General features: G+C 29.3%; 25 protein-coding genes and 3 pseudogenes. 15 read left to right on the forward strand and 13 right to left on the reverse strand.

Annotated elements, in window-relative coordinates:
* The first annotated feature begins 100 nt into the window (after positions 1 to 100).
* The gene (gene glnA / locus AJ930_RS05320; protein ID WP_070274962.1) at positions 101 to 1,531 is read left to right on the forward strand and encodes a type I glutamate--ammonia ligase; all 1,431 of its coding nucleotides are present in this window, start codon (positions 101 to 103) and stop codon (positions 1,529 to 1,531) included.
* A 65-nt stretch (positions 1,532 to 1,596) separates the two neighbouring features.
* On the opposite strand, the gene flgG is transcribed toward glnA, so the two are convergent.
* The 5 genes from flgG to AJ930_RS05345 all read right to left on the reverse strand — a co-directional run bounded on the left by flgG (position 1,597) and on the right by AJ930_RS05345 (position 7,390).
* A complete protein-coding gene (gene flgG / locus AJ930_RS05325; RefSeq protein ID WP_002852142.1) occupies positions 1,597 to 2,388 on the reverse strand; it encodes a flagellar basal-body rod protein FlgG in 792 nt (263 codons plus the stop codon).
* Between the two features lie 30 nt (positions 2,389 to 2,418).
* The gene (locus AJ930_RS05330) at positions 2,419 to 3,231 is read right to left on the reverse strand and encodes a flagellar hook-basal body protein (protein ID WP_002854829.1); all 813 of its coding nucleotides are present in this window, start codon (positions 3,229 to 3,231) and stop codon (positions 2,419 to 2,421) included.
* A 155-nt stretch (positions 3,232 to 3,386) separates the two neighbouring features.
* Positions 3,387 to 4,499, reverse strand: coding sequence for a cell division protein FtsZ (gene ftsZ / locus AJ930_RS05335; protein ID WP_002921956.1), 1,113 nt, complete (start codon positions 4,497 to 4,499; stop codon positions 3,387 to 3,389).
* A 15-nt stretch (positions 4,500 to 4,514) separates the two neighbouring features.
* Positions 4,515 to 5,903: a cell division protein FtsA gene (ftsA, locus tag AJ930_RS05340; RefSeq protein ID WP_079860504.1), complete on the reverse strand. Its 1,389-nt coding sequence runs from the start codon at positions 5,901 to 5,903 to the stop codon at positions 4,515 to 4,517.
* A complete protein-coding gene (locus AJ930_RS05345) occupies positions 5,900 to 7,390 on the reverse strand; it encodes a peptidylprolyl isomerase (protein ID WP_070274964.1) in 1,491 nt (496 codons plus the stop codon). The genes ftsA and AJ930_RS05345 overlap by 4 nt, the downstream gene beginning before the upstream one ends.
* 158 nt (positions 7,391 to 7,548) lie before the next feature.
* Here AJ930_RS05345 and rsmH point away from each other — a divergent pair, with 158 nt between their 5' ends.
* Together rsmH and AJ930_RS05355 are read left to right on the forward strand one after the other, a co-directional pair.
* A complete protein-coding gene (gene rsmH / locus AJ930_RS05350) occupies positions 7,549 to 8,487 on the forward strand; it encodes a 16S rRNA (cytosine(1402)-N(4))-methyltransferase RsmH (protein ID WP_083263159.1) in 939 nt (312 codons plus the stop codon).
* On the forward strand, positions 8,487 to 9,425 hold the full coding sequence (locus AJ930_RS05355; RefSeq protein WP_070274966.1) for a hypothetical protein: 939 nt from the start codon (positions 8,487 to 8,489) through the stop codon (positions 9,423 to 9,425). The genes rsmH and AJ930_RS05355 overlap by 1 nt, the downstream gene beginning before the upstream one ends.
* Here the strand turns inward: AJ930_RS05355 and AJ930_RS05360 are convergent.
* The 3 genes from AJ930_RS05360 to pta all read right to left on the reverse strand — a co-directional run bounded on the left by AJ930_RS05360 (position 9,413) and on the right by pta (position 12,681).
* Positions 9,413 to 9,904, reverse strand: coding sequence for a hypothetical protein (locus AJ930_RS05360; RefSeq protein WP_070233204.1), 492 nt, complete (start codon positions 9,902 to 9,904; stop codon positions 9,413 to 9,415). The genes AJ930_RS05355 and AJ930_RS05360 overlap by 13 nt on opposite strands.
* A 70-nt stretch (positions 9,905 to 9,974) precedes the next feature.
* Positions 9,975 to 11,162: an acetate kinase gene (locus tag AJ930_RS05365; RefSeq protein ID WP_070274967.1), complete on the reverse strand. Its 1,188-nt coding sequence runs from the start codon at positions 11,160 to 11,162 to the stop codon at positions 9,975 to 9,977.
* A gap of 13 nt (positions 11,163 to 11,175) precedes the next feature.
* On the reverse strand, positions 11,176 to 12,681 hold the full coding sequence (gene pta / locus AJ930_RS05370; protein ID WP_083263160.1) for a phosphate acetyltransferase: 1,506 nt from the start codon (positions 12,679 to 12,681) through the stop codon (positions 11,176 to 11,178).
* A 91-nt stretch (positions 12,682 to 12,772) separates the two neighbouring features.
* Here pta and flgH point away from each other — a divergent pair, with 91 nt between their 5' ends.
* Positions 12,773 to 13,471: a flagellar basal body L-ring protein FlgH gene (gene flgH, locus AJ930_RS05375; RefSeq protein ID WP_002864738.1), complete on the forward strand. Its 699-nt coding sequence runs from the start codon at positions 12,773 to 12,775 to the stop codon at positions 13,469 to 13,471.
* Positions 13,472 to 13,500: 29 nt separating this feature from the next.
* On the opposite strand, the gene ispG is transcribed toward flgH, so the two are convergent.
* On the reverse strand, positions 13,501 to 14,574 hold the full coding sequence (ispG, locus tag AJ930_RS05380) for a flavodoxin-dependent (E)-4-hydroxy-3-methylbut-2-enyl-diphosphate synthase (RefSeq protein ID WP_002854766.1): 1,074 nt from the start codon (positions 14,572 to 14,574) through the stop codon (positions 13,501 to 13,503).
* Positions 14,575 to 14,719: 145 nt separating this feature from the next.
* Between ispG and AJ930_RS05385 the strand changes: the two genes are divergently transcribed.
* Positions 14,720 to 16,111, forward strand: coding sequence for a DUF2972 domain-containing protein (locus tag AJ930_RS05385; RefSeq protein ID WP_070274969.1), 1,392 nt, complete (start codon positions 14,720 to 14,722; stop codon positions 16,109 to 16,111).
* Positions 16,112 to 16,976: 865 nt separating this feature from the next.
* On the opposite strand, the gene AJ930_RS05395 is transcribed toward AJ930_RS05385, so the two are convergent.
* Positions 16,977 to 17,327: a hypothetical protein gene (locus AJ930_RS05395; RefSeq protein WP_186820861.1), complete on the reverse strand. Its 351-nt coding sequence runs from the start codon at positions 17,325 to 17,327 to the stop codon at positions 16,977 to 16,979.
* A 255-nt stretch (positions 17,328 to 17,582) separates the two neighbouring features.
* Between AJ930_RS05395 and AJ930_RS10840 the strand changes: the two are divergent.
* Positions 17,583 to 18,071, forward strand: a pseudogene (locus AJ930_RS10840) (S24 family peptidase).
* Positions 18,072 to 18,112: 41 nt separating this feature from the next.
* Positions 18,113 to 18,397 (forward strand): hypothetical protein, encoded by a 285-nt coding sequence (locus AJ930_RS05405; protein WP_070274971.1) that lies wholly within the window; start codon positions 18,113 to 18,115, stop codon positions 18,395 to 18,397.
* On the opposite strand, the gene AJ930_RS05410 is transcribed toward AJ930_RS05405, so the two are convergent.
* The 3 genes and pseudogenes from AJ930_RS05410 to AJ930_RS10020 form a co-directional block, all read right to left on the reverse strand.
* The gene (locus tag AJ930_RS05410) at positions 18,394 to 18,945 is read right to left on the reverse strand and encodes an ImmA/IrrE family metallo-endopeptidase (protein WP_002801718.1); all 552 of its coding nucleotides are present in this window, start codon (positions 18,943 to 18,945) and stop codon (positions 18,394 to 18,396) included. The two genes, AJ930_RS05405 and AJ930_RS05410, sit on opposite strands and share 4 nt — an antisense overlap.
* Positions 18,942 to 19,115, reverse strand: a complete 174-nt coding sequence (locus AJ930_RS10320; RefSeq protein ID WP_002801716.1) for a hypothetical protein — start codon at positions 19,113 to 19,115, stop codon at positions 18,942 to 18,944. Before AJ930_RS10320 ends, AJ930_RS05410 begins: the two co-directional genes overlap by 4 nt.
* Positions 19,116 to 19,382: 267 nt before the next feature.
* Positions 19,383 to 19,556: pseudogene (locus AJ930_RS10020) on the reverse strand (DNA adenine methylase); the annotation flags it as partial.
* Here AJ930_RS10020 and AJ930_RS05415 point away from each other — a divergent pair.
* The 8 genes and pseudogenes from AJ930_RS05415 to AJ930_RS05445 all read left to right on the forward strand — a co-directional run.
* Positions 19,534 to 19,977: a S24 family peptidase gene (locus AJ930_RS05415; protein WP_070274972.1), complete on the forward strand. Its 444-nt coding sequence runs from the start codon at positions 19,534 to 19,536 to the stop codon at positions 19,975 to 19,977. The pseudogene AJ930_RS10020 and the gene AJ930_RS05415 sit on opposite strands and share 23 nt — an antisense overlap.
* A gap of 161 nt (positions 19,978 to 20,138) precedes the next feature.
* A complete protein-coding gene (locus AJ930_RS10325) occupies positions 20,139 to 20,444 on the forward strand; it encodes a hypothetical protein (protein WP_070274973.1) in 306 nt (101 codons plus the stop codon).
* A gap of 92 nt (positions 20,445 to 20,536) precedes the next feature.
* The gene (locus tag AJ930_RS10330; RefSeq protein WP_186820862.1) at positions 20,537 to 20,956 is read left to right on the forward strand and encodes a hypothetical protein; all 420 of its coding nucleotides are present in this window, start codon (positions 20,537 to 20,539) and stop codon (positions 20,954 to 20,956) included.
* A 172-nt stretch (positions 20,957 to 21,128) separates the two neighbouring features.
* Positions 21,129 to 21,939: pseudogene (locus tag AJ930_RS05425) on the forward strand (class I SAM-dependent methyltransferase).
* Between the two features lie 14 nt (positions 21,940 to 21,953).
* Positions 21,954 to 22,715: a class I SAM-dependent methyltransferase gene (locus tag AJ930_RS05430; protein ID WP_002936407.1), complete on the forward strand. Its 762-nt coding sequence runs from the start codon at positions 21,954 to 21,956 to the stop codon at positions 22,713 to 22,715.
* Between the two features lie 14 nt (positions 22,716 to 22,729).
* A complete protein-coding gene (locus AJ930_RS05435; protein WP_070274695.1) occupies positions 22,730 to 25,069 on the forward strand; it encodes a PEP-utilizing enzyme in 2,340 nt (779 codons plus the stop codon).
* Entirely contained in the window at positions 25,060 to 25,662 is a 603-nt protein-coding gene (locus AJ930_RS05440) for a gamma-glutamyl-CDP-amidate hydrolase (protein WP_070274696.1), read from the forward strand. Before AJ930_RS05435 ends, AJ930_RS05440 begins: the two co-directional genes overlap by 10 nt.
* A gap of 1 nt (position 25,663) precedes the next feature.
* Positions 25,664 to 26,404, forward strand: a 741-nt coding sequence (locus AJ930_RS05445) for a CTP:phosphoglutamine cytidylyltransferase (RefSeq protein ID WP_070274697.1), incomplete at its 3' end; no start/stop codon positions are given.

The raw sequence follows: 26,404 nt of genomic DNA on the forward strand, positions 1-26,404 counted from the left end.
TTAAATTTTTAAATTTATTAAAAAAAATATATTAATTAAATCTTAATTAAAAATTTTATGATATAATTTTATAAATTTAATTACATAAAGGAGTAAAAATATGGGAAAATTTGTTAATAATATAGATGATTTTTTCAAATTTTGCAAACAAAATGAAGTGCTTTTTGTTGATTTTCGTTTTACAGATATGATAGGAACTTGGCATCATATTACCTATAATCTTCATGCAATCAATGAAGAAACATTTCAAACTGGCATTCCATTTGATGGAAGCTCAATCCATGGATGGCAACCTATAGAAAAATCAGATATGATTTTAAAACCTGATGCTCAAAGTGCTTTTTTAGATCCTTTTACAGCTGATCCTACTATCATAGTATTTTGTGATGTGTATGATATTTACAAAGGACAAATGTATGAAAAATGTCCAAGAAGCATAGCAAAAAAAGCAATGGAATACCTTAAAAATAGTGGCATAGCTGATACTGCTTACTTTGGACCAGAAAATGAATTCTTTGTTTTTGATAGTGTAAAAATAGTTGATACTACTCATTGTTCTAAGTATGAAGTTGATACCGAAGAAGGAGAGTGGAATGATGATAGAGAATTTACCGATAGCTACAATACTGGACACAGGCCAAGAAACAAAGGTGGATATTTTCCAGTTCAGCCAATTGATTCTTTAGTAGATATTCGTTCTGAAATGGTTCAAACCCTTGAAAAAGTAGGTCTTAAAACTTTTGTTCATCATCATGAAGTTGCACAAGGACAAGCTGAAATAGGAGTAAATTTTGGCACGCTTGTAGAAGCAGCTGACAATGTTCAAATTTATAAATATGTTGTAAAAATGGTAGCTCATTTAAATGGCAAAACTGCCACTTTTATGCCAAAACCTTTATACGGAGATAATGGCAATGGTATGCATGTTCATATGAGCTTATGGAAAGATGGGGTAAATTTATTTTACGATAAAGATGGATACAGTGGACTTAGTCAAACTGCTATAAATTATATAGGTGGAATTTTAAAAAATGCTAGAAGTGTCGCAGCTTTTACAAATCCAAGTTCCAACTCTTACAAAAGAATAGTTCCTGGCTTTGAAGCTCCTTGTATTTTAACTTATTCTTGTCAAAACAGATCAGCAAGTTGTCGCGTTCCTTATGGCATAGGTAAAAATTCAGCTCGTATAGAAATTCGCTTCCCTGATAGTACTGCTAATCCTTATTTAGCTTTTGCTAGTCTTTTAATGGCAGGGCTTGATGGAATCAAAAATAAAACCATTCCTGTAGGTCCTATGGATGAAAATTTATTTGATCTTACTTTGGATGAAATACGTGAAAAAGGGATAGAGCAATTACCACATACTCTAAGAGGAAGTTTAGAAGCTTTAATCCGACATAATTCTTATTTAAAACCTGTAATGAGCGATATTTTTATCGATGACTATCAGCATTTAAAATTTGAAACACAAGTTTGGCCAGTAGAAGCTCGTCCAACTGCTTATGAATTTAAAACTTGCTACTCTTGCTAAAAATTTAATGGCGTTTAACACGCCATTAAACTAAAAAAGAATTAAAAATATTTATTTTATATCAACTATCGCTTAAGTTGATTTACAATTCCTAGCATATCATCACTTGTTGTAATTGCCTTAGAACCCGCTTCATAAGCCCTTTGTCCTGTGATAAGATCTGTCATTTCTTCAACAAGCTGAACATTACTAAGTTCTATAAATCCATGTCTTATTGTTCCAAGTCCATCTTGTCCTGCTATACCCGCAACAGGTGCACCACTTGCTCCTGTTTCAAGATAAAGATTATCACCCATAGAATGAAGACCCGCTGGATTTATAAACTGAACTAGCTCCACTTGGCCAATTTGAGTTTCTTGTTGCTCCCCTGGTAGCATTACAGAAACGGTTCCATCTGTAGCAACATTAATTGCTGTTGCGCCTTCAGGTATTGTCATTTCAGGTAAAAGTCTATAACCATCTGAATTTACAATATTGCCTTCATTATCTTTTGTAAATTGCCCATTTCTAGTATATCCTATAGTGCCATCAGGAAGTTGTATTTGAAAAAACCCATTACCTGCAATAGCCATATCAAGACCATCAGTACTTGTTGATTTTAAATTTCCTTCAGTAAAAACTTTAGTTACCGCTGTTGGACGCACACCCACACCCACTTCTATACCCGAAGGAGAAAGAGTAGTAGCTGAAGTTGAAGTTCCTGCATACTTCATAACTTGATACATAAGATCAGCAAATTCTGCGCGACTTTTCTTAAAACCTGCTGTATTAACATTGGCGATGTTATTTGAAGTAACATCAATTTGTGTTTGCTGCGCTACCATTCCCGTAGCAGCAGTATGAAGTGATCTCATCATTTTTAATCCTTTTTTTTATTTTATTTTAAATTATTTAACAGCTGCAAGCTTATTGATAGCTTCTTGATTTAAGTCATCCATATGAGCTGTCATAACTTTTTGATACATTTCTACCATTCTGTTTGCTTCAATCAGTCCTACCATTTCAGTAACTGGATTAACATTTGATCCCTGAGAAAAACCTTGGCGAATAGCATTGGAGTTTTCCAAATCTCTAATGCGGGTTAGATCATCTATTTTATAGACATTATCCCCATCTTTTTGCAAAGCTCTTATATCATCTACTTGTGCTACAAATAATCTTGCATTTTGAGCTCCATCAACCTCAATGCTTCCGTTTTTATCAACGCTAATTTGAACAGCACCATTAGGAATGCGTATGCCAGCATTCTGAGGATTATTAAAATAATCACTACTTAATACCTTGTATCCTTGCTTATTTACCAAATAACCCTCATCATCAAGTTGAAAATTTCCATCTTTAGTTAATCTTACTTCTCCATCTTTGGTTTGAACCAAATAAAAAGCATCTTCTCTAGTCATTGCCAAATCCAAAGGATTGTTTGTGGCCTTTAAAGAACCTAGGCTAAAATCCGTATATTCTTGAGAAACTTGCGGGATTCCATCTATTGTAGTATTTACAAAACGAGACGCATCTCTTGTGTGATTTTCTATAGGCAACTCATCCTGAGTTTCTTTAAAAATCCTTTTAAAATCTGCAATAACCACATCATCTCTTTTGTATCCACTTGTATTAATATTGGCAAGATTATTAGTAATCACATCAAGTTTATTAAACTGAGTTACCATTCCACCAGTTGCTTGATAATATCCATTTTGCATATTTTCACCTATAAAATTAAGATTTTATAGCTATAAAAGCAAAGAGTGTTCCAACTTTTAAAAACAAAGAAAAATAAATATTTGAAAGATTATTAGGAGAGAAATTTAAACTACAAAAAGCAAGATTTGACTCAATCTTGCTTTAAAAATCAATTTTAATCCATTTGACGACGCAAGAAAGTTGGTGTTTCAATTTGCGCCATTATCTCTTCATCGTAACCACCGCTTACCTTTTTAAGACTTAAATAAGGATTTTTCCTAGAAGCTTGAGCTTCTTCGGTAGATTTTTTAGCTACTGTATCTTTATCTTCAAATCCTGTCGCAATAATAGTTACTTCAACTCTATCTTCCATGCTATCATCTGTGGTAGAACCAAAAATAATCTTAGCATTTTCATCAACAATTTCTTGTATACTATTTGCTGCTGCCGAAATTTCAAACAAAGAGCAATTAGAACTTGTTTTAAAATGTAAAATAACTCCCTTGGCACCCTTAATATCCATTCCATCAAGCAAAGGAGATTCTATAGCGTTTGAAAGGGCCTCTTCTATAGCATTTTCACCACTAGCACTACCAACACCCATAAGCGCGAGTCCGCGATGACTCATGATGGTTCTTACATCCGCAAAGTCAACATTAATATCTCCATTATCAAGCAAGATAGACACCATACCTTTTACAGCACGAGCTAAAATATCATCAACCAATCTAAAAGCATCTTTAATGCCTGCTTTTTTATCAATAATGCTCAATAATTTTTCATTTTGAATTACAAGAATAGAATCACTTTCTTTTTTAAGCTCAAGGAGACCGCTTTCAGCAAGTTTTTTTCTTTGTTTTCCTTCGAATGCAAAAGGCATAGTTACAACAGAAACAGTTAAAGCTCCAATCTCTTTAGCTGCTTGTGCAATAACTGGAGTGGCACCCGTTCCAGTACCTCCACCAAAACCTGAAGCAATAAATACAATATCACTTTGACTAAGACTTGCTTTTATTTCTTCAAAACTTTCTCTAGCACTTTCTGCGCCTACTTCAGGAAGCATACCAGCGCCTAAACCTTTAGTTTTTTTCTCGCCAAGTTGAATTTTAGTTTTTGCTAATGAAATTGAAATAGCTTGTGCATCAGTATTTGCTGCAATTAAATCAAGATCATTTAATCCCATTTTAACCATATGGTTGATCATATTACCGCCACCGCCACCGCAGCCTATAACCTTAATTTTTGCACCTTTATTATGTTGCATTTCTTCTACTAAAAATTCACTCATAAAAATTTCTCCTTGTTAAAATTGATTCATAATTTTATGCCAGATATTTGAAAAAACGCTAGGTTTTTTTTCTTTTGGCTCTTTAAAATCTAATTGTTCTTGTATTGCAATTGTATCATTTTCTTGCAAATTTTCATCAAAAAAATCAGATTTTATTTCACTTTCTGCATCTTTTTGCAAAACAATATCTTGTTTAATTTGACGATTAAAATTTTCAATTTCCCCTTTATATCTTAATTTTTCATTAGAATCAAGTTCATAAGGCGTAAAATACCCTGCTCCATATAAACAAAGTCCTATAGCACAAGTATTTTCAGGATCATTAAAAATTTCACTAAAACCAGTAATCAAATCTTTTCTTGCAGTAGCCAGTCTAACTGAGCGATTATCAAATGTTGCAGGAGCTAGCTCATCAATACCTGCTAACTTAGTCATTCCACCTGTTAAAACAACTCCACCACCTATAGCATTGGCATAACGATTATCACTTAAGATTTTTGCCAAAATCATCAAAGTTTCTTCCGCTCTTGCATAAATTACGTTTGAAATAATATCCAAAGAAACTTCATTAACCTTTCTTTCATCGCCCATTGAAGGAATTTGTATAAGGGTGTTAGGCTGTTGCGAAAGAGCTGCATAATTAAGCTTGATTTTTTCTGCTTCTTTTAAAGGTGTATGCAATGCCATTGATAAATCTTGGGTGATATTAATCGAGCCAATTTGCAAACAATCATTGTATCTAATTGAATTTCCAGTATGAACAACCATATCACAAATCGCTCCACCCGTATCAATCAAAACAGCGCCTAATTCCTTTTCGCTATCATCTAAACAAGCTATAGCTGAAGCATATCCTGAAAGAACTATATTATCCACTCTTAAATCAGCTAATTCAACCGCTTTCTTAAGATTTTTAATATGAGATTCTTGTGAAATCACTATATGGGTTGAAACTTCTAAACGATTGCCACTCATTCCCAAAGGATCATCAACATGTTCAAGATCATTAACCTTAAAATTATAAGGCAAAACATGGATAATTTCATAACCACTTGGTAGATTGGCAGTATGCTTAGCTGTACTTACAGCACGATGGATTTCTTTAATGCCTATTTCATGATTTGGAATATTAACAACACCTACACTATCAACGCTTTTAGTATAAGCACCTGATATAGACACCACAACCTTATCATAATGAACTCCGCTCATCATCTCAGCACTTCTAACAGCTTCTTCAATAGATTTAGAAGCAAGCTCTATATTGGTAATGGCACCTTTTTTAACCCCGTTGGTTTTTGACTTGGAAAAACCAATAATTTTTAATCCATCTTCATCTTTTTGAGCAATAATGGCACAAGTCTGGGTTGAGCCTAAGTCAATTCCTAATATATTCAAAATCAATTCCCTTTATAATAAATTTTTATTGGATATATCTTTTTAAGTTCATCAATAAGTTCTTGCTTAAGCTCATTTGCTTTTAAATTTTGCAAATTTTGCTCAAGCATAGTTTTGTATTGTTTAAATTTATCGGAGTTCATATCTAATTTTTGTTTATTTATTTTATATAATATTGCTTTATTGTCGTTAATGACCACATAAGAACTATTTTGATCAGCATTAAATACATTCATTAAAAAATAAGCAAATTCAGAATCATTTAATATCTTATCACTAAGCTTTACACTCTCGCGAGAACTATCTCGACTTAAAAAGCCTATATCATCGCCTTTAAAATTTACTAAACTATTTTTGGCTTTTTCTTCTAAATTTTTTCTAGCTTGTTCGCTTAAATACATAGGTAAAACTTCTTCTCTAGCTTCTTCAAAAGTTTTATTTCTTATAGGATCTACTTTATTTAGTTTAACTATGATATATCCGTTATTATAAGGTGCTGGTCGTAAAACATCTCCATTTTTAGCTTTATTCAAAAGATCAATTGGATAATAAACATCAGATTCACTAATATTTTGATCTTTTTGAAAATTATCTTTCCCATTTTTTAAATCTAAAAATTTAGCATTAGCCACATTCTTTAGTTGCATTAAGGCGTAATCTTTAGCAACTTCATTTTTAGCAGACTGAAAATCCATCACTTTACCTGCAAAATCTTTATATTTTAGTTTATTTTCATCTTGATTGTAAAATTTTTCTAATTCTTTGTCGTCAATTTTCTCATTGCTAACTGGCAAAAAATAAGTTGAAATTTCATATATTTTTTTAGTTTTATAATCTTCTTTATGTTCATTCCAAAGCTTTTTTAAATCCTCTTCATTAATCTTAATATTTTTTTTGTCATAATCAATTTTTGCAATACTTAAAGCATCTTGCATAAAATAACTAGAAGCTAACATTTTTAATTCCTCATCTTTGCTAGGAATATTAAAAATTTGATTAAGTTTATCGGTAATTACTTCATTTGCAAGTTGTGTTTCATAATCTTTTGGAGTTAAATTATTGGCATTTAAAAGTTCATAATAAATTGTTTTGTTAAAATCCCCTGTAGAATCTTGAAATTCTCTAGTATTTGCAAGTTTTTGTAAAATTTCATTCTCGTTTATGCCAATACCCAAATCTTTAGCAAAATTTAACAAAAGCTTATCTTCAACAAGAGAGCTTAAGGCTATATTTTTAATGCCTAGTTGCTCAGCATTTTCTGGAGTTAAAGCACCATTGCTAATTTGATTATAATAACTTAAAATCTGTCTATATCTAGTATCAAATTCGCTAAAACCTATCTTTTCATTTCCTACAGTTGCAACACTCGAACTTCTATTGAGATTAAAATCATAAGCACCCCAACCTAAAAAGCCGGCGCCAACAAAAGCTATAGTACTAACCCATATAGTAACAACAAGATATTTTTTGTGATGTTGCATCCAAGTAAGCATATCATTCCTTGATTAAATTTAAACTAGATATTGTATCGTAGAAGTGTTTAAGTGGAGTTTAATTATAAAATTTTTACCAAAAAATATTTGTTCTTTAAATTTTATGATTTTTACAATGAAATTTAGTTATAATTATAGTTTATAAAAATTTATTAGGATTGATTTTGGAAATTCCTCATATGCCAGTTTTACTTAATGAAGTTCAAGAGATTTTTAAAAATCTTAAAACAGGTTATTTTTTAGACTGCACTTTAGGATTTGGCGGACACAGTGAAGCTTTGCTTAAAAATCATCCTGATCTTGAAATCATTGCTTGCGATCAAGATCAACAAGCTTTAGAATTTTCTAAAAAACGTCTTAAAGATTTTCACAATAGGATAACTTTTATACAAAGTAATTTTAGTGAAGTTTTAGAAAAAATTTCACATAAAGAAGAATTAAGAGGTATTTTAGCAGACATTGGAGTTTCTTCATTTCAACTTGATAATAACGAAAGAGGTTTTAGTGTAAATTCTGACTTTTTAGATATGAGAATGAATCAAAACTCCAAAATATCGGCTTATGAGATTATTAATACTTATACAAAAGAGCAATTAACTTCTATTTTTAAAGATTATGGAGAATTGCACGATGCACATTTTATTGCTGAAAAAATTTGCCTAGAAAGAAGTAAAAATCCAATCAAAAGCGCCAAGGAACTTTATCAAATCATAGGAAAAGGCAAACAAAATCATAGAAAAATTTCCAAAGCCACTTTAGCATTTCAAGCCATTAGAATAGAAGTAAATCAAGAACTTAAAGTGCTTAAAGATTTTCTTGGGCATTTAGAAAATTTAAAACCAAAAAATTGCATTTTAGCAATCATTAGTTTTCATTCTTTGGAAGATAGAATAGTAAAAAATTTTTTCAAAAAATGGTCAAAAAACTGCATTTGTGATGAAAAAATAATGCGTTGCGAATGTGGAAATAACCATAGCCTAGGGCAAATAATAACCAAAAAAGCTATAAGCGCAAGCAAGGAAGAACTTTTAAAAAATTCTCGCTCTAGTTGTGCTAAAATGCGGGCTTTTTATTTTAATAATTTGGACAATAAATAATGCTAGAAGATGATTTTATAAAAGAACGCCAAAACATACGCCAAAAAATGCTGAAATTTTCTCGTGCTATAAATCAAGGCAAACCGCTTGATGATGACTTAAGAAATGAAATTTCTAGCGATGATATTTTAAGACGTCGTTTTAAAAAAAAGACTCCTAATAAATTCTTAGAAGAACTCGATGAAGAGTATGAGTCAAAACATACCAAAAAATCAAATATATATTTAAAAGAAGATCTGATCAATGTTAAATTAGAAGAAAAGCAATCTCTTGCTAAAAAAATTTTTTCCAAAATGAAAGAAAGAAAAAAAGAAGAAAATAAAAAAACTAAAAAGATTTTTTCGTTTGGAAGAAAAAAAATAAACAAGATAAAAAATATTCAAACCAAACCAAAAATTCAAACAAAAAATGATCAAAACCCTATCCAAGATAAAAAAGAAAAAAAAGAATCTATAAAATCTATAGAAAAAATTCAAAAAACTGAGCCTAAAATACAAAATTCCCAAACTATAGAAAAACGACCTGATATTAAAAAACAACCCGATATTAAACAAAGTTTGGAAAATTTACAAAAAAAGATAACACCACAAGAAAATAAACAAGAACTTCCAAAACCATCCAATCAAGCCCAAGAAAAACAACAAAATGATGAAGATGCTCAAAAGGCAAAAAATGTTTTATTAGAAGGCTTCTCTAATGCCACCAAAGAAGATAGAAACCTAAATTTCAATCATCTTCTTTTTGCGGCTTTACTTGTTAGTTTTGCGTTATTTTTATTTGCTCCACAAATTTATATTAGAAATCAAATTTATTATCTTAGTAGAGAAATTGCTACATTAAGAACAGAAGAAAGCGTTTTAAACGAAGAAAATAAAGATTTAAAAAGAAGACTTGAAAATATGCGATTCCAAAATCAAATTTTAGATTATTTAGAATGAATAATCTTATCTAAAACATACTGCTCTAAATTTGCTTTTGGAATTTCTTCTTTTAAGGCTTCCCTATAAATTTCACCTGCCATTATAGAGTATTTTTCATAAGCAAAATAAGGGAAATGCAAAGCCCAGGCTTTTTGTATTATTTTTTTTGAGATTATTTTGCGAGTATAAACTTTAAAAATATCATATCCTATAAATACACAAGCAGTAACCATAACAGCACTCACTATGCTTATATGAAAGTCAAGTTTTGTTAAAAAATAATGAGTAATTAAAAGCAATGGCAACAAAACCACAGCACAAAAAACACCAAAATAAATATAAGAATTTAGAATTTTGAAATTAAAATTTAGCTTAGAAGGATCTACAAGCATACCGTCATTAAAAAGTGCATTTGCCTCTAATAAATCCTTCACTAAAACAGGTTGTTCTGATACTTTAAATAAAAAACGAAGGCTAAATTCTTTAAATTTTTTCATAATCCACGCTTTATTTTTTAATTAAAATTTTATCTAAAGAAAATTAATTTTTACTAAATATAAACCTCTTTCAATTGCTTATTAATTCTTCTGTGATTCTAGCGATTTCTAATTCTTCATCTGTAGGAATAACAAGCACTTTAACTTTAGAATTGGCATGATTTATCATTCTTTCGCCCGAAATCCTTTGTTTGTTAAGTTCAAAATTTAACTCGATACCAAGATGAGCTAATCTCTCACATACTTTTTGTCGAACCAAACTATCATTTTCTCCTATACCACCTGTAAAAATAATAGCATCGGTTTTTGGCAACACAGCAAAGTAGGATCCTATATATTTTACAAGACGATAGCAAAACATATCAAGAGCCAAACGTGCTTTATCATTACCTTGTTCTATCTCTCGTTCTATATCTCTAAAATCATTATAACCGCAAATTCCATATACTCCGCTTTTTTTATTCATCAGTGTATCTATTTCTTCTATAGTTAAACTTTTAATATGGCTTATAAAAGGTAAAATAGCAGGATCTATATCCCCGCAACGCGTTCCCATAATAAGTCCTTCAAGCGGAGTAAATCCCATAGAAGTATCCACACTTTTACCTTTTTCTATAGCACATACACTTGCACCATTTCCAAGATGAGCAGAGATAACATTTAATTCATCTTGATCTTTTTGAAGAAATTTTGCCGCTCTAGAACTAACATAAGCATGGGAAGTCCCATGAAAACCATATCTTCTAATATTATACTTATCATAAAAATCATAAGGCAAAGCATACATATAAGCAAAATCAGGCATAGTACGATGAAAAGCTGTATCAAAAATAGCCACATTTGCAACACTAGGTGCAGCTTTAATCATTGTTTTTATACCTGCTAAATGGGCAGGATTATGTAAAGGAGCAAAAATACTAACCCTATCTATTTCTTTAAGAACATAGTCATCTACTAAACAATGCTCACTTAAATTTATTCCCCCATGAACTATACGATGACCACAGCCATCAAGAGCATTTAAATCCGCTAAAATTCCTGATTCTTTAAAAAGCTCATTGACTATACTAAGCCCTTCTTCGTGATTATTTATCGTTAATTCTCTTTCAAAACTTTCATTATTTAAAACATTTTTTAATATAACTTTTGAATTTTGCTCTCCGATTTTCTCTACTAAACCACTCGCTTTAACGATTTTATTATCAAAAAATTTAAATTTAATCGATGAAGAACCTGAATTTAAAACTAAAATTTTCATTTATTATTCCTTTCTATTGAGCTTGTATAGCACTTAAAATAACAGTATCTACAATATCATCCACCAAACATCCGCGACTTAAATCATTAACAGGTTTTTTAAGACCTTGTAAAATAGGACCGATTGCTAAAGCATTAGCGGTTCTTTGAACTGCTTTGTAACAAATATTTGCTGCATTAAGATCAGGAAAAATATATACATTTACATGGCCTGCTATCTTAGAATTTGGCATTTTCTTTGCTGCAGTCTTTAGGTCATAAGCACAATCAAACTGCATAGGACCATCTATATTTAACTCAGGGTATTTTTCTTTAGCAATCTTTAATGCTTCTTTTACAAGATCTACGCTTTCTCCTTTACCGCTATCACCACTAGAATAAGAAAGCAAAGCTATTTTTGGTTCAAGTCCAAAAGACTTAGCAGTCATAGCACTTACATAAGCACTAGTTGCAAGCTGTTCAGCAGTTGGACTTGGATTTACAGCACAATCCGCAAAAGCTAAAACTTGATCTTCAAGCCCCATAAAGAAAATTCCCGAAACAGAACTAATACCTTCTTTGGTTTTAATAAGCTGCAATGCAGGGCGAATCGTTTCAGCTGTAGTAGTTGATGCTCCACTAACCATAGCATCAGCTTTTCCAGTATGTATAAGCAAAGTTCCAAAATAAGTTTTATCCTGAACTAGCATCTTAGCCTCTTCTAAACTCATTCCTTTAGATTTTCTTGCCTCGTAAAGAATGGAAGTAAATTCTTGATTATATTCTGAATTGAGCGGATTCATAATTTGTATAGTACTTAAATCAAGACTTAATCTAGCAGCATCTTGTTTGATTTTTTCCTCATCACCCAATAAAATAAGATCAACAACTTTACTTTTTAATAAAATTTCAGCAGCTTTTAAAATTCTCTCATCATTACTTTCTGGCAAAACAACAGTTTTTTTATTTTTTACGCTTTGTTTAATCAATTCATATTTAAAACGATGCGGAGTTATAAAATCATACTCTTCAAGCTTTTGCACTTCTTCAAAATTAAATTTTTCATTAATCAAAACATAATTACGACCATCTAGGGCATGATCGAAATATTTTTGAGCTATAAGTTTATCTTCATCGTTAATAATAGCAGCGATAGGGGTATTAAGATTTTTAGCCAATTTTATACTAAGATCAAATCCATCAAGTATTCCAAATTCGCAAAAGCTATTTACAAGCACAAAATCGTATTTGCGTTTTAACTCTTCATATTCTTCTAAAATAACATTAAAAAAATTATGAGGATCTTTGCTAAATTCCTCCATTGCCTCTCTAAAGGTAAAACCATAAGCGCTTTTTACGGTTTGATTGATATTAAATTCTTCCAACCAACCTTGCAAAACAGGGACGCGATGTATGTATATTACAGGGCAATAAATTGCGATATTTTTGTAAATTTTGCTATAATTTTTAAGCAAATTTGTACTAATAATAGTATTTAACTCATCACTTCTAGATCTCATCAAATAAAGATTTGCCATCATTTTCTCCTTAAATTTATAAATGTGGAACACTCTTTGCTTTTTCTAATTTTAACAAAAGAAAAATAAAAAATTTATATTTTAAAGGACGAAAATGAAAAAAGTTTTATTTTATGTGTTACCGTTTGCATTTTTTGGTTGTTCTGCAACGGTTGATCCACAAATTTCAATGAAACCACCTGCTTATGTAGAAGAACTTGCACCAAAACAAAGCAATAATGTAGAAAGTGCACCAGGATCGCTTTTTGGCAAAGGGGATAATCCTTTATTTTCAGATAAAAAAGCTATGAATGTAAATGATTTAGTTACAGTTGTTATACAAGAAAGTACCACTCAAAGCACACAAGCTAATAAAGCAACAAGTAGAACTAATACCTCAAATTTAGGCGGAGGTGCTTTAACAGGAAGTTCAGGAGTGGTAGCTAATGCTCTTAATAAAGTCAATGCTTATTCTAATATAGGCTTTCAAACCAATAGTTCAAACAACTACACAGGAACAGGCTCACAAAGCAGAAATGAAAGTTTCAATACTACAATTTCAACACGTGTAATTAAAATTTTATCAAATGGTAATTATTTTATCGAAGGTTCAAGAGAGCTTTTAATCAACGGAGAGAAGCAAATCATACAATTAAGCGGTGTTATTCGTCCTTATGACATCGGTCAAGACAATACTATAGATAGTAAATATATAGCAGATGCTAAAATTCTATATAAAACAGAAGGAGAAGTGGATAGAAGCACAAGAAAACCTTGGGGTAGTAAAGTTATAGAAGCGATATGGCCATTCTAAAAGCAAGGTTAAACCTTGCTTTTAGGCTTTTATTCTTTTACAGCCCTACTTTTAACCTCATCTTCAACTTCAGCTAAAAATCTATCTACAAGTTCACTTTCTTTTAATTTAGCTACAACTTCACCATGTCTTATGACAAGTCCTTGATTTTTCCCAAAGGCTATAGCCACATCAGCGCCCTTAGCTTCACCTAAAGCATTTACCACACAACCCATGACACTGATGTTTAAAGGTTCTTTTATATGCTTGGTTTTTTCCTCTACGATTTTAATCGCACTTAACAAATCACTTTGAATCCTACCGCAAGTTGGACATGAAATAATATTTACTCCGCTTTTTTGTACTCCGCTATCTTGCAAAATTGCTCTCGCTACACGAATTTCTTCTTCAAGCTCACCCGTCATAGAAACACGCATAGTATCGCCTATACCTTTAAGAAGTAAATTTCCTAAAGCTATAGAACTTTTTACAGTGCTATGAAATTTAGTTCCTGCTTCAGTTACCCCTAAGTGAAAAGGATAATCACAAAGCGGTCTTAATCTCTCATAAGCTTCTATAGTTTTTTGAGCATCTGAAGTCTTCATGGAAATTTTAATATCAAAAAAGTCTAAATCCTCTAAAAGCTTGATATTATACATCGCACTTTCTAGCATGGCATCGACACCATAACCAAATTTATCACTAAATTGTTTTTCTATGGAGCCGTGATTTACACCGATGCGTATAGGGATACCCCGTTCTTTACATGCTTTTACCACTTCTTTAATATTTTCTTTAGAGCCTATATTGCCAGGATTTATACGCACGCCATCGATAAATTCAGCACAATATACAGCCAAATTATGATTAAAATGAATATCTACGATTAAAGGTAGAGGACTTTTAGCTTTAATCTCTTTTAAAGCCCTTGCATCAGCCATATCCAAGCACGCCAAACGCACTATGTTTGCTCCTGCAAAATAAAGACGATTGATTTGTTCTAAAGAACCTTCTATATCTCTTGTTTTAGTAAAAAGCATAGATTGAACTGAAATGGGTGCATCACCGCCTATTAAAACATTTCCTACTTTGATTTGTCTGGTTTTAAATCTTTTATACTCCATAACTTCACTCTTTGAAAAATTTTAATATCAAATTTTAACTTTTTATTGCTTTAATTAAAGTTTATTTTTGATAATATATTTAAATTTCATGACATTTAAATATTTATGAATTATATATAAATTAAATACAATTAAAAGAGGTTATATGCAAAATCTTTTACTCTATATAAAAAATAACCTAACTCCAACCCTAGCTCAAATTCTTTTACAAGCTTTAAAAAATTCGAATAATGAAAATTTTTTTACCTTTGTTTTGAAAAATATTGAAACAATTTGCACTTGGCTCAATTCTAACGAATTTAGGGATAGATATTTATCAACAAAACATCCTTATCCACCTTTAATCAATCCTAATTTTATAGAAATAGATTCTAGTCGACATTGCGCAGAATTAGTTTGGGATTTAAATTTACCCCTACCTAAACACTATAAATTTATCTATATTTCTCCACATGGCGTTGGAGCAGCAGCATTTTTAAGATACCTTAATCAATGTTGCGATGTAACTTGTTTTGCCTCCTGGGTTTTACCACCTGATAGCAAAGAGAGATATTGTATTAATTACATGTGTCTAAATGATAATACAATTGCTCAATATGCTATTAATATATCAGAAATTAATCTACCTTATTTTGATAAATATCTATCTTTATTAGATTTTAATTCTAAGATTATTTGCGGAGTTCGAGATCCAATAGGACTTTTAAAGCATAACTGGGGAAGAGATTGGAGTAAAGTTTTAAGAAACTATCCCCCTGAATTTAATCTAACTTATGATTGGCGTTATTACATCAACTATCTTACTCATCAAAATCATAAAATTAAAATCGATATAAATGAACTACAACAAGGAGTTTTTATCATCTCTTATTTATTAAAATATTTTAACAAAGACAATGTATACTATCTTGATATGGAAGAAATCCGCCAATCAAAGGCCTTCGATACCATGAATTTACTTGCTATAAATTTTAATTTTACCCCCCCCCATAAAGATAAATTAGATTTATTTAAAATTAAAGAATTTAGAGGTTATATTCGCTATCTTTTTCCTATTACACTTTATGCAAATTCTAAAGATATTAATAACACCTTTTATCTTAATACTCCTAAAAATAATAAAAATTTCAATATTGATAGAACTTCTAGCATTCCCATAATTTTAGACAGAAAACATATCAATCATGAAAAAATAGACATAATACAAGAAATTATAAAAAACGACCTATGTAATGATATGGGTGTATATATTGATAAAAATGATTTTAAGCAATTAGAACAAAACAATCTTTTATTTTCAACAATTAAACATTATTTGTATGATTTTTTATATCAAATTAAAATAACCATAGATGAAACAGAATCAAAAATGATGAAAGAAAAAGATGTAATAGATTATTTTATAAAAAATAAATCACTTATTCACACTTTTTTTAATATTTTTGAAAATGATCTAAATCATTTAAAGCAAAAATTTCCCAATATAATTAACTCTTGGACATACTATAAAGAATTTGAAAAATGCGTCAAGAGTTAGATGACAATATTCAGGGAAAAGATGTAAGGGGTATTTTAAAAAGAACATGTAACTATCCCTAAATAATTTTAGCAAAACCACCAAATAATAGGATTTTAAAGCTCATAAAAATAACTTTTTATCTTTCCTAATTTAAAGTGTAAAAAATCCCAAATATCCCAAAATATCCGTTTTGTCCCAAAAAAAGTGATTAAATGCTGTTTAAAAGGCAGATAAACACGAGTTTTGATTTTAATTTTATATCCCAAAAATGTTTTTAACCCTATAAGATAGTTGCATTTTTACTTAAAGTATTCTTATGTTTTTTAACCATGTAACTATCCCTATAAAACACTATATAATCATACTTTAACCACTTTTTATATAAAAATAGTATGTAACTATCTATAGCTTTAAGGTTTGGAGAATAGTTACATATAAAACCTAAACATTTAGTTGGTTTTTGTAAGCTTATAATAGACTAAGATTACTTTAATTTATTTAAAAATTATTTTTATTTTTGATTTTATTTTTTAACTTTGATGATAACTTTTGCCAATTATAATGTTTTTTAAAAGAGAAATATATTAACTTTTATATATATTTAGTTTTAGACTTGTAAATATAACTATATTATTTTTTAATTAATATGAATTATGTTTTTGTATATAGATATCGCATCTATTTTTCAATGCCATAAGTTTTTTGAGTCCCAAGGGATTATTTTTTTTGAAATCATCGCTATTTAAATAACAATCATATCTCCCTATGATGTTTTTTATCATATATGCAAAATGTTCCATTATAATATTTTCATCTATCTTATTGTTTTCAAAAAAAGTTTGAAGTATTTCAAAATAATTCATCATCATTATAATTGATCTTTCTAATTCTGGATTGTTTTTATCTTTAATTTTTTTAATATTTCTTCATCTCCTTTTTCGTATTTTATATTTTGTTGCTCTCTTGTATAATCTCTTGCCTCTATAAAATGTTTTTCATCCCATTTGGATAATAACTGCATTGTTAAATTAAATTTATCTGCTCTTGTTTTTTCAAAAATAGAATAAGCATTTAGCACCAATGAGCCTGAAACCACATAAGCAGAAACAATAGATATAATAGCTTTAATTCTGCTTTCTAAATCACTAATAAATACAAAACATAAATACACTGCTATCAAAAACCCAATTATACATAGAAATATAATAAAGTATTTATTTTTTAATATTTTCATTAAAATCCCTTTAATATGTAATTAAATTTCATTAGAATTATATATTAAATTTTTTATTTAGTCAAATTTTTAAAGTTGCTTTGTAAAATCAAAGTCTTATTTTTTCACTTTGATTTCTAATGCAAAATTAAGTATATTTTTATTTATAAACTTATAATTTTAACTTAAAAAATCAACTTTTCAAAATAAAATATTTTAATTACTTTTTGTAATTTTATGTTTAAATTCTTTGAAATTAAAATTAAAGGATTTAAAATGCAAATGCAAGAAGTAATCGAAAAATTAAAAGACATACTTGCTAGTGAAGGTAAAAGATATTTAAAAACAAAAAATATAGCTAAAGAATGAAGTTTAGAAACCCCATTCCTTATCCACAAATACTCAATTTTTTACAAGAAAGAAATATAAGTATAAATTATTTCTTTTACGGAAGCTCTCCCAAAGATCAATTGGTAGTAAAGAATGTGAGTTTATCACCTGCTATGGAGAAAGCATGGAGCCACTTATAAAAGATGGAAGATTTGTGTAATAGATAGAAATAAAACCTTTAAGAATAAAAGCATTTGTGTGATTAACACTAGAGATGGACTTTTTATAAAACAAGTTTTAAAACAAGATGATGGAGTGATTTTACACTCTTTAAATCCTTTGTATAAAGATATATTTTATAAAAATGGAGATTTTTTGCTAATTGGTGTGGTAATTGGAGAACTTTCTAAGATGCAACAGCACACAATAAGCTAAGTCAAGCTAATCTTGTCTCATCAATACAAAAGGATATAAAGATGGATAGAGTATCAGCAGACATAAGACAAGGTGTTAACAAAAGATTTATAAACGCAATTTGCAATTATAACAATGAACTTGTTTTAGAATATCTTAAAAATGGTATGAGTGTTACTAAAGAATGCATGGGTGAAGAGCCTATGTTTTATGCAGTAACTCATAATAATTTTGGAGCGATTTTACTTTTATTAAAATACGGTGCTATTTTAGATAAAGAGTATCTAGAAGAAAGCAATAAAGATTTTAGCAAAGAAGCTTTAGAATTTTTAGCCTCTTTGCTCTAAAAAGGATATATATAATCTTGTTTTATCAGACCTACATTTTTAAGTCTGTGAAAAACAGCTTGTTTTGAAACTTCGAATTTTGAAGCAATAAGTAATATTGCTTCTGCTGCCTTTAAATCAGGTGTTGTTTTTCTGCATTCTGCTATAAAATCTTCTATTTGTCGAAGAGGCATAAGTAGTCTTGCCGCAAATTGATTGGCTCTAGTTTCTATTCCACCATATGTATTGCTTCTATAAAGGGTTTCATAGCTATCAATAATAGGATTTTCTATGCTAGGTAAAATATCATTAGCTAAATGCCCTAATTCATGTGCCAATGTAAAACGCTGTCTATTTTCATTTTTAAGCGGATTTATCCAAATAATAGGTTCACCTTTTTCATCTACACTAATTTGACCTTCAGTGTCAATTTTATCAAGGTCAAGATCTTTAACTACATTTATACCTAATTTTTGAGCAATTTCAAACGGATTGAATGGTGGTTCTTTCATTTCCAATAAATCTAAAATTTCATAAGGGGTTTTATCTTTTATTTCTTTATAAGTCATTCCAAACCTCCTATTTGTGATTTTTCTTGATCAATATCTGTCAATATAGATATTTTATCATTTATATGTAAATCGACCATTCTTTCAAATTCTTCCATAAATTCACTATTTTTTAGAATTTTATTTATAAAATCATTGCGTAATTTCTCATCTTCTATAATTTTATTCAAAAATACATCAGTTGTTTCTTTTATTAATCTTTGTTTATCACGGTTATAATATATAGTAAGCCCTATGGTAATAACAGCTGTTAAGAAAGTAGCAATAGCAACAATTAAACTTCCATAAGTTAGATAAGAACTTGCAATAGTAATAATATCAGAATTGGTGTAATTGTTTTCTATAATAAATCCTTAAATTACTTTTAATTTTAAAGGTACTTTACCATATTTTTACAAAATTAAATATTAAAGAGAGTATTTTTACTCTCTTAGCTTTTAAAAATTCATAATCAAAAGCTCTTTGCTTTCTTTTCTTTTTAAAACATTATTATTTAAAGAATACCTTACTTTCAACTCCTTAAAATTAAAATCTTTATAAAGCTTTCTTATAAGCTCACAATCATTATAAGAAAGCATAAATTTACCTTTGATATTTTTTAACAACTTGCAGCGAGATGCTAATTTTTATTCAATACCAAAACTTAATGTTTCCGCTTCTACCAGTGGTGACAATGAGTTAATTGGGCTCGAAGGATATGAAACAGGTGAAATGCTTGAGCTTAGTAAAGCCTTTTTTAAAACAACGCCTAAAAATGTGAAAGCTATTAAAGTTGATGGTTATTCTATGGTTCCAATGCTTTTACCTGATAGCTGGGTTGTTTTTGAAGAAACGCATAAGTATCAAGGAGATGGATTGTATATTTTAAATTTTGATAACCAATTAATGGTTAAACTTTTGCAATTAGATCCAATAAGTAAAGTTTTAGATATTATTAGTGTAAATAAGGATTATAAAAGCTATAGTTTGGACTTAAAAGACTCGCAAGTTGAGCTGATTATACAAGGCAAAGTTTTGCGTTTTATTATATAATTTAAAGGAATTAAAGTGAATATTGTGTTGCTAATATTAATAATCTTTTATGTAATTATTTATATAGAAAAATAAAAGGAACACCAAATAAGCCGCTAAAAGAAATTTGGAATGAATATAAGCAGGAAATGCAAAAAATCAACGAAGAGCATAGGTAAAAAATGCAGAAAATTGATGAAAATTTTAAAAAAGAAAAAGAGCAAAATAAGGACTTGGAACTTAATAAATTTCAAATAATCTCACGCGAAATTTTTACCATAAAAACTCCAGAGAATAAAGATGTTGAGGTTGAATTAACTTGTACAGCTGGATTAATTCAAACTAGCCAAATTAATTATGAAGAGATTGCTAGAAAAGAATTTTTATACAAATGTTTTCCAGTAACTTGGAATGATTTTTTAAAGCTTAACAAGTATGAAAAAAATTGGCATATACAGTTAAAGATTGTGATGATATTGGATTGTTAAAAGAGGTTTATGAGCAAATATTCAAATATTTAAAATGACAAAGTGAACTTCCTGAATATTTTAAAAAATATATACGATCTAGGAAGAGATATTTGCACGAATTTTCGGACCCCGTTCAAATAAAAAGCAAATTAAGCTTAAAGGCTTATCGCTACTATATCAACTTCTTTTTAAATGAAATACCAGAAGGAAGCTATTTTCCTATGCAAATAATGCATAGGGGTGATGAGTTGAGTGAAGCTTTATATAATACTTATTTTTTAAAAGATGATGAAAGTATAGATATGTATTATCCACCAAATTTTTATGGAGACACATCAAGTTTTGACATAGTAGAACCTAGATTTTTTAACAGTAGGGAATATTATAAAAATTACAAACCTTTTAATCGTTTTGATTTAAAGCCACACTCTGATTACGACTTTAACATTCCAAAATATATAGTAAAGCATTATTTGGATATGAAAACCATTGTTAAAGAAGATGAACATCATAAACGAATTTTTTGTTAGTTTTATTTTAATAAAGTTATATTTTAAGTTTAAGGTTTGTAGAAAAATAAAATTTCCACTTTTATGGAAGTTTTATTTTTCCAAATGGAAATTTTATTTTTCCGCCGACAAAAGATTTGTAAATTAATAAAAAAAGATATAATTATGTTTTAATTTAGAGAAAGGAATCAATATGAAACAAGGAGATTTTACAGAGGTTGCAAAGCATTATCATAATAGACCTGCTTATAGTCCATTTTTACTTGAAAAACTTGTATCTTGTATCAATGATAAAAATAAAAATTTAAAAGATTTAAATATTGTTGAAGTAGGAGCTGGAACTGGAAAACTTACTAAGATGCTGGGAGAAATGTTTGGATGCCAAATTAGTGCTGTGGAGCCAAATGATAATATGCGTAAAGAAGGGCAAAAATTTACACAAAATTTATCAAATATTTCTTGGCACAAAGGAAGTGGTGAAGAAACCTGCATGAGCAATAATCAAGCTGATTGGGTCATCATGGCTAGTTCTTTTCATTGGACAGATCCTAAAAAATCTCTCCCAGAATTTAATCGTATATTGACAGGGGGGGTATTTCACTGCGATTTGGAATCCTCGCCACATTGTAGAGGGTTCGGTTTTTGATGAGATCGAAAAGGAGATTAAACATATTGTTCCAGAGCTTGCTCGTGTAAGCAGTGGGGTACAAAATGTTAAAAAATGGGAAGAAATTCTTGTTTCAACAGGAGATTTCATAGACTGCTTTTTTATGGAGTGTGACTATAAAGAGTTTTGGGATAAAGAGCGTTATCTTGGAGCTTGGCATTCTGTAAATGATATACAAGCACAAGCAGGTGAAAAAAGATGGCAGGAAATTTTAGAGATGATAGAAGCTAAAATTTCTCATATGCAAAGTATAGAGATTCCTTATAAAATAAGAGCATGGACAGCTAGAAAAGCATATAAAATACCTCCTTTTTTTTCATTAAGCTTGTCAAAATGAAAAAAGGAAATAAAATGCAAAAACTAGTAGAACAAGTGTGGGATTATACCAAGCATGCTAAATTTTATAGCTATAGACCAAATTATGCTCCAAAAACTATAGATATGCTAATTAGTCTTATTGGAAAAAAAGATATCAAAGTGGCTGATATCGGTGCAGGAACTGGAAATTTAAGCATTATGCTTTTAGAAAGAGGATGTAAGGTAGTATCTGTAGAACCAAATGATGCGATGCGTGAGATCGGGATAGAAAGAACTAAAGGTGAGAAGATTGACTGGGTTAGAGCAACAGGCTTAAACTCAACACTCCAAAATAGTGAATTTGATTGGGTGACTTTTGGTAGCAGTTTTAATGTAATGGATAGAAATGAAGCCTTAGAGGAAGCACATCGCTTATTAAAATCAGAGGGATATTTTTCTTGTATGTGGAATCACAGGGATTTAAACGATCCTGTGCAAAAAATAGCTGAAGATACTATTGTAGAATTTGTACCAAATTATACAAGGGGAACAAGAAGAGAAGATCAAAGACCAATTATAGAGAGTCGAAAGGATCTTTTTGATAATATTGTTTATATTGAAGAGGATTTTTATTTTCATCAAAGCATTGAAAATTATATTAATGCATGGAAAAGTGTTAAAAATCCTTATTGGGATTTGGAGACTGATGAAGGAAATGAACTTTTTAATAAAATTAGTGATAAAATTTCACAAAGACTTCCTAAGGAATTTAGCATAAAATATACCACTCGTTGTTGGAGTGCTAAAAAAATATAAAACTAAGGAAAAATATGGCGGAGTTAAATTTTAAAACCAAAGCACAAAATTTAAAAAATTTACAAACAAAATTAAAAAAAGCAAAAGTTCTACCTTTGGTTTTAACTTCGCTTGAAAAATTAATATCAAATGAAGATAAAGTTTTACGGAATATTCAAACTTTAAAGGCTAATAGACTCATTATAAGAAGTTCTTCTTTAAGTGAAGATAGTATGAAAAACTCCAATGCAGGTGCTTTTCTTTCTTTGGCAAATATTAAAGCTGATTCTAAAGATGAGTTATTAAAAGCTTTATATGAAGTTGCCAATTCTATGCCATCAAAAAGCGATGAAATTTTAGTTCAACCTATGCTTGAAAACATTACTCTTTGTGGAGTTGGTTTTAGTGTTGATAAGGATAATTTTTCCCCTTATTTTTGTCTTCAATATGATGAAAATGGTTCAAATAGCTCTATTACAGATGGAAGTAGTAAGAGTGCAAAAACTTACTATCATTACAGAGATTATTTAGAATTTAAAGATATTAGACTTCAAAAAATTATAGAACTTATAAAAGAATTAGAAGTTTTATATGACTGTTGTTTTTTAGATGTTGAATTTGCATTTGCTATTCAAGATGATAAGGAAGAACTTTTTTGCTTGCAAGTGCGTCCTTTGGTTATGCATGAAAAAAATAATTTATTTCATTCTTTACCAAAAGAAGCTTTATATAGATTTTATAAACGTTTTGAGTCTTTAAAAGAATCAAGATCTAGAGTTTTGGGAGATAAAGCTATTTTTGGGATAATGCCTGATTGGAATCCAGCTGAAATCATAGGGTTAAGGCCTAAGCGTTTAGCTTTTAGTTTATATAAAGAAATCATTACGGATAATATCTGGGCGTATCAAAGAGATAATTATGGCTATAGAGATTTAAGATCCCATCCTTTAATTCATTCTTTTTTAGGCATTCCTTATGTGGATGTAAGATTATCTTTTAATTCTTTTATACCAAAAAAATTAGATGAAAATATCGCACAAAAACTTGTCAATTTTTACTTAGATAAGCTTAATAAAAATCATGAATTGCACGATAAGATTGAATTTAATATTGTTTATTCTTGCTATGATTTTAATAGTTCTAAAAAATTAGAAGAACTTTTAAATCATGGTTTTAATGAAAATGAAATCAAAAGATTAGAATTTTCATTATTAGAACTTACAAATAAGATTATTAATTCTAGATCAGGGCTTTATTTAAAAGATATACAAAAAGCATACAAGCTAAAAGAAAGATATGATGGCATTATTAATTCTAATTTTTCTTTAATTGATAAAATTTATTGGCTTATTGAGGAATGCAAGCGTTATGGAACCTTGCCTTTTGCGGGGGTGGCTAGGGCTGCATTTGTAGCAATGCAACTTTTAAATTCTTTAGTTGAGATTGATTTTATAACCAAAGAGGAAAAAGATGATTTTTTAAATTCACTCAATACAGTGAGTAAAAATTTAAGCAAACAAACAAACCATCTTAATTTTCACAACAAAGATCAATTTTTGAAAGATTTTGGACACTTAAGAGCAGGAACTTATAATATTTTATCTCCAAGATATGATGAAGATTTTGAACTTTATTTTGATGTGGATCAAAAAGATAGTAAAGTTTATTTACAAGATAAAGTTTTTGTTTTTTCAAAAGAAAAGACAAAAGCTTTAAATGCTTTACTTAGAGAGCATGGATTAGAGATTAATGCTTGTGAATTTTTTGATTTTTTAAAGCAGGCTATCGAGGGTAGAGAGCTCGTTAAATTTGAATTCACTAGATTGCTTTCTAAAGCTATAGTTTATATAGAAGAATTAGGCAAATATTATGGCATTGAAAAAGAAGATTTGGCTCATCTTGATATAAAAAGCATTTTAAATCTTTATTCTAGTCTTTATTCTATAAATCCAAAAGAGCAGTTTGTAGAAGAAATTAATCGCAATAAAAAAGAATATGAACTTACACAAGCTATAAAACTTCCTTCTTTGCTTTGCAATGCCGATGAAATTTTTTCTTTTTATAATCATAGTATTATTCCAAATTTTATTACACAAAAGAGCATTACTGCATTTACGGCGAAGGAAAATGATAAAGATTTAGAAGGAAAGATTGTTTTAATTTATGCAGCAGATCCTGGATATGATTATTTATTTACAAAAAATATAGCAGGACTTATTACATGTTATGGGGGTGCTAATTCACATATGGCCATTCGTGCCTCAGAACTTGGAATGCCTGCTGTTATAGGAGTTGGAGAAGAAAATTTTGAAAAATATTTAAAAGCTAAAAAAATAAATATAGAATGTGAAAGTGAGCAAATATTTTGTTTATAGGTATTACTCAAAGACTTATTTGCAACGAAAGTTATCATGAAGAAAGAGAATGTTTGGCTTTGGATTGGGGAAAATTATTTAATAAAGATTTATTTAAAAATTTTACTCCTCTTCCTCTTAGCTATGAAATAGATTTTTCTCATTATAAACATCTAGTAAAAGCTGTGATATTAAGCGGTGGCAATGATTTAAGCTTTTATAGTCCTAATGTTTTATCTAAAAAGAGAGATTTATACGAAAAGCAAGTTATAGAAATTTGTTTAAAAGAAAAAATACCACTTTTAGGAATTTGCAGAGGAGCTCAGATGATAGCTCATTATTTTAACAGCCATATAAGTCCTTGTGAAAATCATATAGGCAAACATAAAATATTTTTCTCAAAAGAAAAATTTATAAGCAATTCTTTTCATAATTTTGCTATTGAAAAATTAGGTGAAGATCTTGTAGAACTTTGCTTAGCAAAAGATAATACTATAGAAGCTTTTAAACATAAATATGAAAATATTTTTGGTATAATGTGGCATATTGAAAGAGAAAATGGACTTAATAATATTCAAATTTTAAAAGAGTGGTTTAGTTTAATCAAGGAATAATATGAATGCAATTATCTTAGCAGCAGGTTTTGGATCAAGGCTGATGCCTTTAACAAAAGATCAACCAAAGTGTATGGTTGAGTATAAAAATAAAAAAATAATAGATTATGAAATCGAAGCTTTAAAATCAGCAGGTATAAACGAAATAGCTGTTGTGGGTGGATATTTAAACGATGTGCTAAAAAATTATCTTAATAAATATGATATTGAGCATTTTTTTATTAATTCAAAATATGATAAAACCAATATGGTTCATACTTTTTTTTGCGCTAAAGATTTTATGTTAAAATGCATCGAAGAAAAACAAGATTTGATTATTTCTTATGCGGATATTGTTTATTTTCAAGATTGCGTGCAAAAGCTTATAAATGCCAAAGAAGAACTTGCTATAGTGGTTGATAAGTCTTGGCGTAAGCTTTGGAGCAAACGCTTTGCAAATCCTTTAGAAGATGCTGAAACATTAAAGATGGCAAATGGTTATATTATAGAACTTGGAAAAAAAGCTAATGTCTATGATGAGATAGAAGCTCAATATATAGGACTTTTTAAATTTTCTTATCAATTTCTTTCTGAAGTTATTGCTTTTTATGAAATGCTCGACCGAGATATTTTATATGATAATAAAAATTTTGAAAATATGTATATGACAAGTTTTTTGCAGGTTTTAATTGAAAAATACAATAATGCAAAAGCAGTGGAAATTGATGGCAATTGGTGTGAAATTGATTTTATGAGTGATTTA

It is taken from the genome of Campylobacter sp. BCW_6871, from assembly GCF_001762325.1.
Classification (GTDB): domain Bacteria; phylum Campylobacterota; class Campylobacteria; order Campylobacterales; family Campylobacteraceae; genus Campylobacter_D; species Campylobacter_D jejuni.